The organism is Arabiibacter massiliensis (assembly GCF_902386925.1).
Taxonomy (GTDB): domain Bacteria; phylum Actinomycetota; class Coriobacteriia; order Coriobacteriales; family Eggerthellaceae; genus Arabiibacter; species Arabiibacter massiliensis.
This window is the reverse complement of record NZ_LR698996.1, coordinates 2,031,549-2,044,496: the sequence shown is the minus strand read 5'-3', so window position 1 is coordinate 2,044,496 and position 12,948 is coordinate 2,031,549. Positions and strand designations below refer to the sequence as shown.

Annotated in this window: 12 protein-coding genes; 7 read left to right on the top strand and 5 right to left on the bottom strand. The window is 65.7% G+C overall.

The features are described 5' to 3' along the window. The first annotated feature begins 41 nt into the window (after positions 1–41). The 6 genes from FX134_RS08780 (at position 42) to FX134_RS08755 (ending at position 5,111) form a co-directional block, all read left to right on the top strand. On the top strand, positions 42–1,292 hold the full coding sequence (locus tag FX134_RS08780; protein ID WP_080800576.1) for an Nramp family divalent metal transporter: 1,251 nt from the start codon (positions 42–44) through the stop codon (positions 1,290–1,292). A 190-nt stretch (positions 1,293–1,482) separates the two neighbouring features. Continuing rightward, complete coding sequence (locus tag FX134_RS08775; RefSeq protein ID WP_080800574.1) at positions 1,483–2,274, top strand: protein-ADP-ribose hydrolase; 792 nt, start codon at positions 1,483–1,485, stop codon at positions 2,272–2,274. Between the two features lie 106 nt (positions 2,275–2,380). After that, entirely contained in the window at positions 2,381–3,154 is a 774-nt protein-coding gene (locus FX134_RS08770) for a carboxymuconolactone decarboxylase family protein (protein ID WP_080800571.1), read from the top strand. 323 nt (positions 3,155–3,477) lie between these two features. Next, entirely contained in the window at positions 3,478–4,635 is a 1,158-nt protein-coding gene (yedE, locus tag FX134_RS08765; RefSeq protein ID WP_080800569.1) for a YedE family putative selenium transporter, read from the top strand. A gap of 16 nt (positions 4,636–4,651) precedes the next feature. Next, positions 4,652–4,858: a sulfurtransferase TusA family protein gene (locus FX134_RS08760; protein WP_080800566.1), complete on the top strand. Its 207-nt coding sequence runs from the start codon at positions 4,652–4,654 to the stop codon at positions 4,856–4,858. A 37-nt stretch (positions 4,859–4,895) separates the two neighbouring features. Continuing rightward, positions 4,896–5,111 carry a DUF3343 domain-containing protein gene (locus FX134_RS08755; RefSeq protein WP_197735977.1) on the top strand — a complete coding sequence of 72 codons (216 nt, stop codon included), beginning with the start codon at positions 4,896–4,898 and terminating at the stop codon, positions 5,109–5,111. Positions 5,112–5,270: 159 nt separating this feature from the next. Here the strand turns inward: FX134_RS08755 and FX134_RS08750 are convergent, their stop codons facing one another. After that, entirely contained in the window at positions 5,271–6,035 is a 765-nt protein-coding gene (locus tag FX134_RS08750; RefSeq protein WP_080800562.1) for a LamB/YcsF family protein, read from the bottom strand. A 353-nt stretch (positions 6,036–6,388) separates the two neighbouring features. On the opposite strand from FX134_RS08750, the gene FX134_RS08745 reads away from it, so the two are divergent. Then, positions 6,389–8,083 (top strand): FAD-dependent oxidoreductase, encoded by a 1,695-nt coding sequence (locus FX134_RS08745; RefSeq protein ID WP_172623438.1) that lies wholly within the window; start codon positions 6,389–6,391, stop codon positions 8,081–8,083. Positions 8,084–8,181: 98 nt separating this feature from the next. Here FX134_RS08745 and FX134_RS08740 read toward each other — a convergent pair whose 3' ends face one another. From FX134_RS08740 to accB, 4 genes are all read right to left on the bottom strand, one after another. After that, complete coding sequence (locus FX134_RS08740; protein ID WP_172623437.1) at positions 8,182–9,630, bottom strand: helix-turn-helix domain-containing protein; 1,449 nt, start codon at positions 9,628–9,630, stop codon at positions 8,182–8,184. A 2-nt stretch (positions 9,631–9,632) separates the two neighbouring features. Further along, a complete protein-coding gene (locus FX134_RS08735; RefSeq protein WP_080800553.1) occupies positions 9,633–10,472 on the bottom strand; it encodes a putative hydro-lyase in 840 nt (279 codons plus the stop codon). Positions 10,473–11,084: 612 nt separating this feature from the next. Then, positions 11,085–12,434 carry an acetyl-CoA carboxylase biotin carboxylase subunit gene (accC, locus tag FX134_RS08730; protein ID WP_080800550.1) on the bottom strand — a complete coding sequence of 450 codons (1,350 nt, stop codon included), beginning with the start codon at positions 12,432–12,434 and terminating at the stop codon, positions 11,085–11,087. A 14-nt stretch (positions 12,435–12,448) separates the two neighbouring features. Then, positions 12,449–12,931 (bottom strand): acetyl-CoA carboxylase biotin carboxyl carrier protein, encoded by a 483-nt coding sequence (accB, locus tag FX134_RS08725; protein WP_080800547.1) that lies wholly within the window; start codon positions 12,929–12,931, stop codon positions 12,449–12,451. Positions 12,932–12,948 lie beyond the last annotated feature (17 nt).

The window sequence follows — 12,948 nt, the reverse complement described above, 5'->3', positions numbered from 1 at the left end:
GCGGGTTCTTCCAAGTATCGAGGTTTGAGAGAGGAGTGGGTATGAGCAGTTCGTTGGTGCAGAAGTTCAAGAACATCGGCCCTGGCGCGCTCGTGGCCGCCGGCTTCATCGGCCCCGGCACCGTCACCACGTGCACGGTTTCGGGCGCGAGCTACGGCTACACCATGCTGTGGGCGCTGCTGTTCGCCACGGCCGCCACCATCATCTTCCAGGAGATGGCGAGCCGCGTGGGCATCGTGTCGGGCAAGGGACTGGGTGAAAACATCCGCGATCGTATTCCCAACAAAGCGCTGATGTGGATTGCAATCGTGATTGTTATCATCGCCATCTTCGTGGGCAACATCGCCTACGAGACGGGCAACATCACGGGCGGCATCCTGGGCATCCAGGCCGTGATGCCCGATATGTCGTTGATTCCCATCGTCGTCGTGCTGGGCATCCTGGCGTTCATCGCCATGTGGATCGGCTCGTACAAGGTGGTCGAGGTCATCCTCACGGCCATCGTCGTGTTCATGGGCGTGGTGTTCCTGGTGACGGCGTTCGCGTCGAGCCCCGACTGGGGCGCCATCGCGACCGGCCTGTTCGTGCCGACGCTGCCTGAGGAGGGCTCGAAGGGCATCCTCACCGCCGTGGGCCTCATCGGCACCACCATCGTGCCGTACAACCTGTTCCTGCACGCATCCGGCGCCTCCGAGCGCTTCAAGGACCCCGAGCAGGTGTCCGACGCGCGCTTCGACACCATCCTGAGCATCGGCCTGGGCGGCATCATCTCCATGGCCATCCTCATCTGCGCCGCTGCGAACATCTACGGCACCGACGCCACGGTGACCAACGGCAAGGACATGGCGCTCGCGCTGCAGCCGCTGCTGGGATCGTGGGCCACGTGGATGATCGGCCTTGGGCTTCTGGCCGCCGGCTTCTCGAGCGCCATCACGGCGTCGTTCTCGGCCGCCTACGCCGTGAACGGCGTGCTGGGCTGGAAGAAGACGACGAAGGATATCCGCTTCAAGGTCATCTGGATGATCGTGCTCGCGGCTGGCTGCATCATGGCCATCGTGCTGGGCAAAAGCCCCACCGAGCTCATCCTGGTGGCGCAGGCGGCCAACGCCATCCTGCTGCCCATCATGGCGTTCTTCGTCATCTACTGCGCCAACGGCAAGGACCTGGGCAAGTGGCGCAACCACATCTTCGCGAACTGCGCGGGCGTGGTGATCATCGTCATCACGCTGTTCATGTGCTACCGCAACATGTCCAGCTTCCTCACGTCGCTTTCGGCGCTCATCGGCGGCTAGCCGTCCGCTGTCGCTGCGAGACTGCGCGCCCGTCGGGAGAACCCGGCGGGCGCGCTTGCGTCGACACCCGATTTTCGCTCCAAAAACACGCCTCGTGCGCTGAGGCATGTTTTTGGAGCGAAAATGCCCCGACTCGGCGGGCGATGACGTAGGATTCGGGGAAACGGCAGGCGGCGAAGGGAGGCGTGGGATGGACGAGACGTATGCGGCGTTGGGGCGGCTCGTGGCGTACCTGGGGAGCGAGCGGCCCGAGTACGCGGGGCTTGCGGTGCCGGACGATCCCGCCGAGCGGTGGGCGATGGCCCGCGCGCTCATGAACATGCGGCCGCCGCTTCCGGTGCCGCCCGAGGTGCTGGCCGACCAGGATGCCGTCCTGCAGGCGCGGATGGCCCGGACGGACGTGGCGGATGCGCGCGAACTGCCGGCCATCCCCGGCGACGACCGCCTGGCGCTCTGGCGCGGCGACATCACCACGCTCGCGGCGGACGCCATCGTGAACGCCGCGAACTGCAAGCTGCTGGGCTGCTTCATCCCCGGCCACCACTGCATCGACAACGCCATCCACACGTTCGCCGGCATGCAGCTGCGCCTGGCCTGCGACGACCTCATGCGCGCGCAAGGTCATGACGAGCCGACGGGCCAGGCGAAGGTGACGCCCGCGTTCAACCTGCCCGCTCGCTTCGTGGTGCACACGGTGGGGCCCATGGTGCCTACCGGCCGGCCCACGCCCGCGCAGGACGAGCAGCTGGCCTCGTGCTACCGCTCCTGCTTGGACGCCGCCGCGGATGCGGGGTGCGCGTCGGTGGCGTTCTGCTGCATCTCAACCGGCGAGTTCCGCTTCCCGCGCGAGCGGGCGGCGCGCATCGCCGTGGACGAGGTGCGCGCATGGCTGGCGGGCGATGCCCGCATCGAGCGCGTCGTATTCGACGTGTTCGGCGATGCCGACGAGGACGTGTATCGCCGGCTGCTGCTGCCCGCGTGACGTCGCTCCCCGTGCTTCCCTTATGTTTCTTTCCCGCTAACAGTTGACGGGCAACCGATGCCCCGGGGTACGATGGGCGCAGACAAATGAGAGAAGGAGCACCGCCATGAAGCAGGAAACCTACAACCAGGTGCGCGACTACCGCAACCGCTTGTTCCCCGGATACGATTCGCCGCTTTCGTCCACCGACCCCGAGTTCGTGGAGCACTACGACCGCTTCGCGTTCGGCGTGGTGCCGGCGAGCGACGATTTGGACGACCGCACGCGGCTCATGGCCATCATGGCCGCGCTCATCGGCTGCCAGGGGCTCGACATGTTCAAGGCCATGACCAAGGGCGCCCTGAACGTGGGCGTCACGCCGGTGGAGGCGAAGGAGATCGTGTACCAGTCCACGGCATACGTGGGCATGGGGCGCATGCTGCCGTACCTGTACGCGGTGAACGAGCTGCTGGACCATCGCCTGGTGGCGCAGCCGCTCGAGAAGCAGGCCACCGTTGAGGAGGACGAGCGCCTGGAGGCCGGCGTGCAGAAGCAGGTTGACCTGTTCGGGCCGCAGATGACCGATGCCTACCAGACCGGCCCCGAGGACACGCGCCACATCCGCCGCTGGCTGGCCGAGAACTGCTTCGGCGACTACTACACCCGCACCGGCCTGACCGACGCGCAACGCGAGATGATCACCTTCTGCTTCCTGGCCGCCCAAGGCGGGTGCGAGCCGCAGCTGGTCAGCCACGCGCAGGCCAACATGCGCCTGGGCAACGACCGCGCCTTTCTCATCAAGGTGGTGTCGCAGTGCCTGCCGTATGTCGGTTATCCGCGTAGCCTGAACGCGCTGGCCTGCATCGACGAGGCCTGCGAGGCGATGGACACCGAGCAATAGGCTCGAAGCGAGGCTGCCCCGGAGCTACCCTGCGATTTTCCGCGCCCCTCGAATTTCGAGGGGCGTTTTCGTCGCTTTTGCCGTATACTGGGCTCGCCGCTTCGGGTGAGCGCGTTTTCTGCACACGCCGCTCTTCTGCCCCCGTCGATCGGCTCTTCTGTGTCGGAAAGGCTTCGAGGGAAGCCGGCAGGCGCGCCTCTGCAGCGCGCGCTGCGTTTTCTGCACCGTTTCCATGATAATGCGACAGCCCCTTGCAAGGGGCGTGGCTCGAGCGTTCCGCAGGGCACGGTCGTGCTGCGCGCGGGGCGCGGGAAGGGGTGGCAATGGACGTTTTGAATCAGAGAAAAGGCCTGGTGATAGCCGGGTTGGTGCTGGGAGCGCTTGTCGCTTCGCTGGCGTTTTTCGGCAATCCCGCCAATATGGCGATGTGCGCGGCGTGCTTCATCCGCGACACGGCGGGCGCGCTCAAGCTGCACACGACGGCCACCGTGCAGTATTTCCGGCCCGAGATCGTGGGCCTGGTGGCGGGGTCGTTCATCATCGCGCTGGCAACGCGCGAGTTTCGCTCGACGGCGGGTTCGTCGCCCATGACGCGCTTCGTGCTGGGATTCATCATGATGATAGGGGCGCTCGTGTTTCTGGGGTGTCCGCTGCGCATGGTCATCCGCATGGCCGCGGGCGACCTGAACGCCTACGTAGGCCTGGTGGGGCTCGTGCTGGGCATCGCGACGGGCACGTTCTTCCTGAAGAAAGGCTATTCGCTCGGGCGCGAGCGCGACACCACGCCCACAGCCGGCGCGGTGCTGCCGGTGGTGCTGATCGTGCTCATGGTGATAGGCGTGGCCACCACCGCGTTCGCTGCGAGCGAGAAGGGACCCGGCAGTGCGCATGCGCCGTGGCTCATCGCGCTGGCTGTGTCGCTCATCGTGGGCATGATCGCGCAGAAGGTGCGCATCTGCTTCGCGGGCGGGGTGCGCAACGTGTTTTTGATGCGCGACTTCGACCTGCTTTTGCCCATCGTGGGGCTTTTCGCGGTCATGCTGGCGTACAACCTGTTCACGGGCTCGTTCAAGCTGAGCTTCGACGGGCAGCCCATCGCCCACTCGCAGCATCTGTGGAGCATCCTGGGGCTCTATGCGGTCGGGTTCGCGGCCACGCTCGCCGGCGGCTGCCCGCTGCGCCAGATGACGCTGGCGGGCCAGGGCTCGTGCGACGCGGCGGTCACGTTCATCGGTATGCTGGTGGGCGCGGCGTTCGCGCACAACTTCGGCCTGGCCGGGGCTGCGGCGGCGGCCGCGACGGCCGAGGCGCCGGCGGTGGCGGGCGGCCCTGCGCTCGCGGGGCAGATCGTGCTGGTGGCCGGTATCGCGGTACTGTTCGCCATCGGTGTGGCGAACGTGCGCAGCCGGCAGAAGAGCGAGAGCGCCCAGGCGGTGCCGGCGCTCGATGCGGACGACGCGGCCGCGGCCGCGGCGAATTAGGGAAGGGGTCGAAGCCATGCTGGAAGTGGATGCGCGGGGGCTGTCGTGCCCCGAACCGGTGATGATGGCGATGGACGCGCTCAAGCGCGCGGGCGGGCAGCCGGTGCGCGTGCTGGTGAGCGCGTCGGTGGCGCGCGACAACGTGATGGCGCTTGCGAAGCGCAAGAAGAAGTCCGTGCAGGTGGAGCGCGTGGGCGACGACTACGCGCTGGTCATCGAGTAGCGGCGGGAGGGCTCGCGTGAAGGGGAGGACGCCGTGCGTGGTGGTTGTCTTCGGCACCACCACCGACGCCATGGCCATGGAACGGGCGGGCCGGCGCTGCGGCTTGCGGGGACGGCTCGTCCCCGTGCCGCGGCAACTGTCCGCCGGCTGCGGCCTCGCCTGGCGCGAGCCCGCCGACAACGAGGACGCCCTGCGCCGGGTGATAGCCGACGAAGGCGTCACCTGCGACGCCCTCGTCAAGATGGAGCTGTGATTCAGGTTGTCATCCTGAGCGGAGCGCCATCGCGCGCCCCCTTCCTGTCATCCTGAGCGGAGCGCGACAGCGCGGAGTCGAAGGATCTTCGACCGAGTGAGACTTCCAAGGCCGAAGATCCTTCGACTCGCTTCGCTCGCTCAGGATGACAAAGCGCCCTTACGGCCGGCCTACGGCTTTGATGGCGATGCCGTCGTCCTCGAGCGACTGGCGGATGCGGCTCACGAAGGCGAGCGCGGTGGGCGAGTCGCCGTGGACGCAGAGCGTGTCGGGGTGCAGATCCACCAGCTTGCCGTTCACGGAGAGCACCGCGCCGTCGCGGATGGCGTTCTTCACGCGCTCGATGGCCTCCTCCTCGTCGCGGATGAGCGCGGCGGGATCGTTGCGGTTCACAAGGCGGCCCTCGTCGGTATAATTGCGGTCGGCGAAGAACTCCTCGGCCGTGATCAGGCCCAGCTTGCGGCCCTCGTCCACCAGCGCGCTGTTCGCGAGGCCCACCAGCACGAGCTGCGGGTCCACATCGCGGACGGCCTGCGCGAGGGCGGCGGCCAGCTCAGGGTCGATGGCCGCGTGGTTGTACAGCTGGCCGTGCGGCTTCACGTGCGCGAGCCGCACGCCCTGCGCCGAGCAGAACGCCTGCAGCGCGCCGATCTGGTACAGCATGTACGAGTACGCCTCGTCGGGCGAGAGGCGCATGTCGCGGCGGCCGAACCCTTGCAGGTCGGGGTAGCCCGGGTGCGCGCCGATGGCGATGCCCGCGTCGGTTGCCATGGCCACCGTCTTGCGCATGACCACCGGGTCGCCCGCGTGCTGCCCGCACGCGATGTTCGCGCTGGACACCAGCGGGATGATCTGGTCGTCCAGGCCCAGCGTGTAGCGCCCGAAGCTCTCACCCAGGTCGCTGTTGAGGTCGATTCGGTACATGGCGTGCCTTCCTTCGCCGGTTCGCGTTGTTCGATCTCCATTATAAGGCAACGGGCTCCTTCGCGGGGGAGGCGGAGCGCTGCCACGCCCGTCATTTTTGGGCATGCTTCCATATCGCTTTGATCTGGGATTATAGTGTGTTTTACCTGGTCAACCAAGTGTCCAAAAATGACGGGCGTGGCAGCGCGCTCGCTGCGCGCCGGGACCATCCGCTCATCAGGCATATCCCCTTTTTGGGGATGCCTTCCCGGGCAAAGTATCCCCCTTTGAGGGCTGTTTGCGGCCGCGCTGCGACCCTATGCTGGCGGCTCGGAACCAAAAGGTTTCGAACGACCGCACAAAGGAGGAACAGGATGAAGGAAGTCAGCAGAAGAAGTTTTCTCGGTCTCGGCGCAGCCGCCGTGTCGGGCATGGCCCTGTCGAGCATGATAGGATGCTCGCCCGCGGCAAGCGGCGATGCGAAGGAAGAGGGTACGGCGCTGGCCGACTCCGGCAGCAGCTCCGAGGCGAATGGAGGCGTGGGCATCTACGCCGAGCGTGCATCGGGCATCGAGCGCTTTGCCGTCGCGCCGGCGAAAGCATCTGAGCTGGGGGAGCCTGACGAAACCTGCGACTGGCTGGTGATCGGCGGTGGGAACACGGGGCTGTTCGCGGCCATCCGCGGCCTTGAACTGGGCATGGATACCATCTTGTTGGAGAAGAACCCCATGACCGGAGGCGCGGGCGTGGGCACCGAGGCAACGCAGCTTCTCAACGACAGCAAGTACCTTCAGGAAGCCAGCTCGCCCTGCGGCACGTCGGCCGAGGTCTACCACTACTTCCAGATGCAGAACGCATGGCTTTCCGACGGCCTGCTCGTCTCCAACTACATCAACAACGTCCACGGCCCGCACGATTGGCTGTACGACCACGGCATGAAGACGGTCTTCTGCGCGTCGGGCGGCGTCGAGGCCCCGGTCGGCGGCATCATGTACGAGGGCATGGGCTCGGGCGTGAACGCGTTCGTCACGGAAACATTCGAGAAGGAAGGCGGTCGGCTCATGACGAGCACGGCCGCCACCAAGCTCGTCGTCGACGACGAAGGGACCGTCGTGGGCGTCGTCGCCGACGGGAAAGAGAAGAAGGGCCAGTACATCGCGGCCAAGAACGTGTTTCTCGGCACCGGAGGCTTCGGTACGAACCCCGATATGGTGGCCTACTACATCGGCGAAGCGGGAACGATCGCCTACAAGCGCGACGAGCAGATGGGCATTCCTCACGATGGCGACGGCATTTGCATGGCGTTCGGCGTCGGCGCGGTGGAATCCCGCGAGATGTGGACGGCTGCTCCCGGCCAGGGGTCGCCGGCGAGCGTGAACGATCTGTGGGATTCCGAAGTAGACCGCGCCTGCCGCGAAGCGAATCTGTGGGTCAACGACAACGGCAAGCGTCTTGGAAACGAGAAATGGGATGCCATATCGTCGAATTTCGGCACGGCGTATCGGCAGAACGGCGGCTACTATTGGAACGTGTTCGATCAGACGGCCGTCGAACGGATGCAGACCGAGCCTTTCGTCATGGGCTCTCGCTGGGTGATCGCCCCCGAGGGCGACGGCGACCCCATGCCGAGCATGGGAAAGGCCCTCGACGCCGCCGTCGGCGGGGGAAGCGTGTGGAAGGGCGAGACGATCGAGGAGCTGGCTGCGTCCGTGGGCATTGACGCGGAAAGCCTCGCTGCCACGGTAAAGCGCTACAACGAACTGGCTCGCAACGGAGAGGATACCGATTTCTGGAAAGATCCGGTCGCGCTGCACGAGCTGAGCACGGGTCCGTTCTACGCCATCAAGGTGGTCCCCACGTGGTTCTGCACGCTCTGCGGAGTCAAGGTTGACGAGAATCTGCGCGTCATCGACGAGAAGGGCAACCCTATCAAGGGCCTGTACGCCGGAGGCGCCGACGCGTCCCAGTTCTTCACCACTGAATACAGCCACGGCTTCGGAGGCTCCTGCTCCGCATTCGCCTACTTCAGCGGCTGGTACGCTGCCGAGATCGCCGCTGCCTCCCGGTAACCGGTTTTCCCACCCTGCGCACATCGTCGACGCTCCTCTCCCTCCCTGCGTCGGCCGATGCGTTCGAGATCCGGGGCCTGCGAGTCCCGGATCTGCGTTTATACGGACCCGAGCTCCTCGTGCACCAGGTCGAGAAGCTCTTGCTTGGCATGCACGTCCAAAGTGGCGTAGATGGCCTTGCGATAGGTCTTCACCGTGTTCTGCGAAAGGCAGAGCGTGTCGGCGATGTGAGGGATGCTGTGGCCGTTCACCAGCAGGGCCAGCACTTCGCGCTGCCGTGCGGGCAAATCGTGCTTGCGCGCGATCGACTCGCATGCCGCGGACAGGTCGGCGAGCGTGACGGGTCTCGCAGATTCGCCCTTGCCTGCGTCGGCGTGCTTGCGGAGGAAGGGGAGGAAGAACGCCGGGATCGTGAGTATGTATAGCAGCAGCGCGGCGATGGCAAAGGGGGCGAGTGCGTCGAACGGATGGGCGGGCGACACGATGAGCAGCGTCTCGGGGCCGCGGGCGAGGTACACGGAGCCGCCGAGCAGCCCATACACGACGGTGGTCGACACGTTGAACTGCTTCGCGATGGAGCAGCTGGTCAGCGCCATCAGCAGGGATACGACACAGAAGCATGCGTCGCCGAGGAACAGCACGAACCAGCGTTGGCTCGGCTCGAAGAACGACGCGACGAGCACGGAGCTTGCCAGGACGGGCAAAAACGCGCAGTACGCGTTGAAGATGGAAACTTTCTTGTTGCAGGCGAACAGGATGACGGCCAGAACTGCAAGCGCGACGGTGTTGGCTCCCTGGGCGAGCAGCAGGCGGAAGAGATCCTGCCCTTCGGTGTCGAGGTACGTGGTGCTGGCCACAGGCGCGACCAAGACGAGCACCACGGCGCAGATGGTGGGCACGGCCAAGCTGGCGAGAAGCGCCTTGGGCCCGCCGGAAACGTCCGACGGGTTCTGCTTCGCGAGAATGTCGACGATGGCGTTCGTGTTGGAGTGCAGTAGCGCGATGGTGGCCGGTACGAGCACGATGGCGAACAGCGCGAAACGCCCCTCGAGCGGCACGAAGCAGAACAGGGCTCCGGAAATGATCGAAGCGAGCGACGCGATGACGATCAGCACCTCTATCTCCCGAAACGGCCGCTCCACGACGATGCGCAGCCATTGCATGAAGCCCAAAGCGATGCCGAGTCCGATGCATATCCCGTATCCCACGAGCAACGCAGCTGCATCGATGCCTACGAGCCATGCGATCACGCAGACGATTGAGGCGGCGAAGCTGAGCGACGATGCGCGCATGAGAGCTTTCGGTTTGAGGGGACCGCGCTTCCATTCGACGAGCGCCGCGATGAAGAAGGCCGCAACGTAGGTGGCTTGCTGGGGAAGTACGTACAGGCCGGCATCCGCGCCGCTCGGGATGAGCGGGAGCATGTAGGTCGAGCCCGTGCATGAGACGAGCGTCATCCAGACGGCGATACCCGACGCATACTGCGCGAAGCCCGGCGACGGCTTCTGAGGAGCGATCTTCGAAGGATGCGTGCTCGTCGCGTGCATGATCACTCTTTCAGGTCGATGTTCTTGGTGTCGGTGATGAGCATGCATCCCGGGGCGTGGGTGATGGCGAAGGGGGGCTTGCTGTTCATGACGATGGACTGGGGCGTCACGCCGCAGGCCCAGAACACGGGCACCTCGCCGTCGTGGATTTCCACCGGGTCGCCGAACTCGGGATGCATGATGTCACGCACGCCGATGGCGGCGGGGTCGCCGATGTGTATGGGCGCGCCGTGCACCTTGGGAATGGCACCGGAGATCTGCACCGCCTTCACCACCTGGTCGTAGGGGATGGGGCGCATCGACATGACCATGTTGCCGCTCATGCTGCCCGCCGGCGTGCACGGCACTCCCGTCAGGTACATGGGTACGTTGCAGCCCATGGTGTTGTGGCGGATCTCGATGCCGGCCTCGATGAGCTCGCTCTCGAACGAGAACGAGCACCCGATGACGAACGACACCAGGTCGTCGCGCCAGTAGTCCTCGACGTTCTCCACCTCGGCCACCAGTTCGCCGTGCTCGTAGATGCGATAGCGCGGGAAGTCGGTGGCGATGTCGCAGTCGGTTGCGCAGATGGTGGCCTCGCGTGCACCCACCTCGGTCACCTCTAGCAGCGGGCAGGGCTTGGGGTTGCGCTGCGCGAACAGCAGGAAGTCGTAGGCCTGCTCGCGCGGCAGCACGATGAGGTTCGCCTGCGCGTACCCGGGGCAGAGCCCGCTCGTGGGCGCCGTGAACGCGCCCGAGCGGATGAGCCGCCGCGCCTCCACCGGCGACGCGGAAAGCATCTGCGCCCACACCTCGTCGGCGACCCCTTCGGGCTTTGCAGGAACCGGAGCATTCAACATGGCAAAACTCCCTTCTCGATAGCTGCCCCCTATTATGGCACGCAGCGCCCACGATGGGGAAGCGCTGGACAAAAACGAAGGTTATGGGAACGGAAACCGTGTTAAAAGTTGCGGCCGGGAGTTTTCTGGCAGCATAACCCCAGGTCGCAATTTTTTGAACGCTCGTAGCGTTCCCATAGCGGGCGATTTTGTCCATGATGGTGGTAGTCAGCATTTCGAGCTGACGCTGCGGGGGATCCTTCGACTCCGCGCTGGCGCGCTCCGCTCAGGATGACAAAAAAGGGGAGGCCCTCCTCGTTCCGCTCAGGATGACAAAGGGGAGGCCCTCCTCGTTCCGCTCAGGATGACAAAGGGGAGGCTCCCCTCGCTCCGCTCAGGATGACAGGGGAGCCCTTCCGCTCTGCGTTATGACAAAACCGCAGGTTGAACCTGTCTTTTCGAGCCTGCGTTAGACTCCGGCCTGGCCGTCCCCAAACCCCTCGCCGGTTCATGAAGGACGACGTGAGACTCCCTGCAGGGGCTCGTGGGGCACCGTCCACCAAGCGAGTTCCGCAGCGGAGCGAGGACTGTCCGAGCGACTGGGCGGTGCCCCACGAGCCCCGCCCGGCAGCCTTAGACTTCGCCCTTCATGAACCGCTCGATGAAGCTCGTGTCGGCGAGGCCGGCGGCGAACGTCTCGTTCTCCATGATGGCATACTGGAAGTCCAAGTTCGTCTTCACGCCCACCACCACCATCTCCTCGAGCGCCGTGCGCATCTTCGCGATGGCCTCGGTGCGGTCGCGCCCGTGCACGATGATCTTCGCGATCATCGAATCGTAGTACGGCGACACCTCGTAGCCGTCGTAGGCCGCCGTGTCCACGCGCACGCCGTTGCCGCCCGGCAGGTGCATCTGCGAGATGGTGCCCGGCGAGGGCAGGAACCCGCGCTCGGGCTGCTCGGCGTTGATGCGGCACTCGATGGCGTGTCCGCGGTAGCCGATCTCGTCCTGCGTGAACGTGAGCGGATCGCCCGCCGCCACGCGGATCATCTCCTCCACCAGGTCCGTCCCCGTCACCATCTCGGTCACGGGATGCTCCACCTGGATGCGCGTGTTCATCTCCATGAAGTAGTAGTTCAGCTGGTCGTCCAGCAGAAACTCGATGGTGCCGGCCGACGTGTACCCCACGGCCTGGGCCGCGCGCACGGCGGCGTCGAGCATCTCGGCGCGCACCTCGTCGGACAGCACGGGCGAGGGGCTCTCCTCGATCATCTTCTGGTGGTTGCGCTGCACGGAGCAGTCGCGCTCGCCCAAGGCCACCACGTTGCCGTACGTGTCGGCGATGACCTGCACCTCCACGTGCCGCGGGTTCATGACGCAACGCTCCAGGTACATGGTGTTGTCGCCGAACGCGCCCACGCTCTCGCGCTGCGCGATGGAGAACTGCTCGGTGAAGTCGCGCTCGTCGTAGCTCACACGCATGCCCTTGCCGCCGCCGCCCGACGACGCCTTGATCATGATGGGCCACCCGATGGCGCGGGCCTTCACCAGCGCCTCCTCGGGCGCGTGCACGGGCTCCTTCGTGCCGGGCACCACGGGCACGCCGGCGTCCATCATGGTCTTGCGGGCCTGGCTCTTGTTGCCCATGCGGTCGATGACCTCGGGCGACGGCCCGATGAACACGATGTCGTTCTCGCGGCAGTGCTTCGCGAACGTGGAGTTCTCGGACAAAAAGCCGTAGCCGGGATGGATGGCCTGCGCGCCCGTGCCCTTCGCGGCGGACAGGATGGCCGCGATGTTCAGGTACGAGTCGCGCGCGGCCGGCGGGCCGATGCACACGCTCTCGTCGGCCAGGTACACGTGCAGCGAGTGCTTGTCGGCTGTGGAGTACACGGCCACCGTCTTGATGCCCATGGCGCGGCAGGCGCGGATGATGCGCACCGCGATCTCGCCTCGGTTGGCGATGAGGATCTTCTCGAACATGGCGCGCGCCGTCCTTACGCGTGCTCGCCGGCGGCGCCGGCGATGGCGATACGGAACAGCGGCTGGTCGTATTCCACCTGCGCGCCGTTGTCGGCCAGCACCTCCACCACGATGCCGGGCGCGGGCGTGGTGATCTCGTTCATCATCTTCATGGCCTCCACGATGGCAAGCGTCTGGCCCGAGAGTACCTCCTGGCCCACCTTCACGAACGCGTCCTCGTCGGGGCTCGGGGCGATGTAGAACATGCCCACCATGGGGCTGCGCACGAGGATGGAGTTCTCGTCGTCGCCGTTGTCCACCGCCGCGGCTTCGTGGCTTTCGGTCTTGCCGGCCAGAAGCGCGCTCACGCGGTCGGCCATGAGCGGCAGCGCCGTGGACGAGAGCGGGCCGTGGTTGCGCTCCAGCTCGATCTTCGTCTCGCCGTCGTCGACGCGCAAGGCGGTGAGCTCGGCTTTGTCCATGATGGCGATCAGCTCTTCGATGGCTTTCGTGTCCATGGGTTCTCCTCGCATTT

What these genes read in the sequence shown, in the direction of transcription:
- FX134_RS08775 (WP_080800574.1), top strand. Translation starts at nt 1,483, where the DNA reads ATGGACGAGACGTATGCGGCGTTGGGGCGGCTCGTGGCGTACCTGGGG.
- FX134_RS08735 (WP_080800553.1), bottom strand. Translation starts at nt 10,472, where the DNA reads ATGTTGAATGCTCCGGTTCCTGCAAAGCCCGAAGGGGTCGCCGACGAG.
- FX134_RS08760 (WP_080800566.1), top strand. Translation starts at nt 4,652, where the DNA reads ATGCTGGAAGTGGATGCGCGGGGGCTGTCGTGCCCCGAACCGGTGATG.
- FX134_RS08745 (WP_172623438.1), top strand. Translation starts at nt 6,389, where the DNA reads ATGAAGGAAGTCAGCAGAAGAAGTTTTCTCGGTCTCGGCGCAGCCGCC.
- FX134_RS08780 (WP_080800576.1), top strand. Translation starts at nt 42, where the DNA reads ATGAGCAGTTCGTTGGTGCAGAAGTTCAAGAACATCGGCCCTGGCGCG.
- accC (WP_080800550.1), bottom strand. Translation starts at nt 12,434, where the DNA reads ATGTTCGAGAAGATCCTCATCGCCAACCGAGGCGAGATCGCGGTGCGC.
- FX134_RS08750 (WP_080800562.1), bottom strand. Translation starts at nt 6,035, where the DNA reads ATGTACCGAATCGACCTCAACAGCGACCTGGGTGAGAGCTTCGGGCGC.
- yedE (WP_080800569.1), top strand. Translation starts at nt 3,478, where the DNA reads ATGGACGTTTTGAATCAGAGAAAAGGCCTGGTGATAGCCGGGTTGGTG.
- FX134_RS08740 (WP_172623437.1), bottom strand. Translation starts at nt 9,630, where the DNA reads ATGCACGCGACGAGCACGCATCCTTCGAAGATCGCTCCTCAGAAGCCG.
- FX134_RS08770 (WP_080800571.1), top strand. Translation starts at nt 2,381, where the DNA reads ATGAAGCAGGAAACCTACAACCAGGTGCGCGACTACCGCAACCGCTTG.
- accB (WP_080800547.1), bottom strand. Translation starts at nt 12,931, where the DNA reads ATGGACACGAAAGCCATCGAAGAGCTGATCGCCATCATGGACAAAGCC.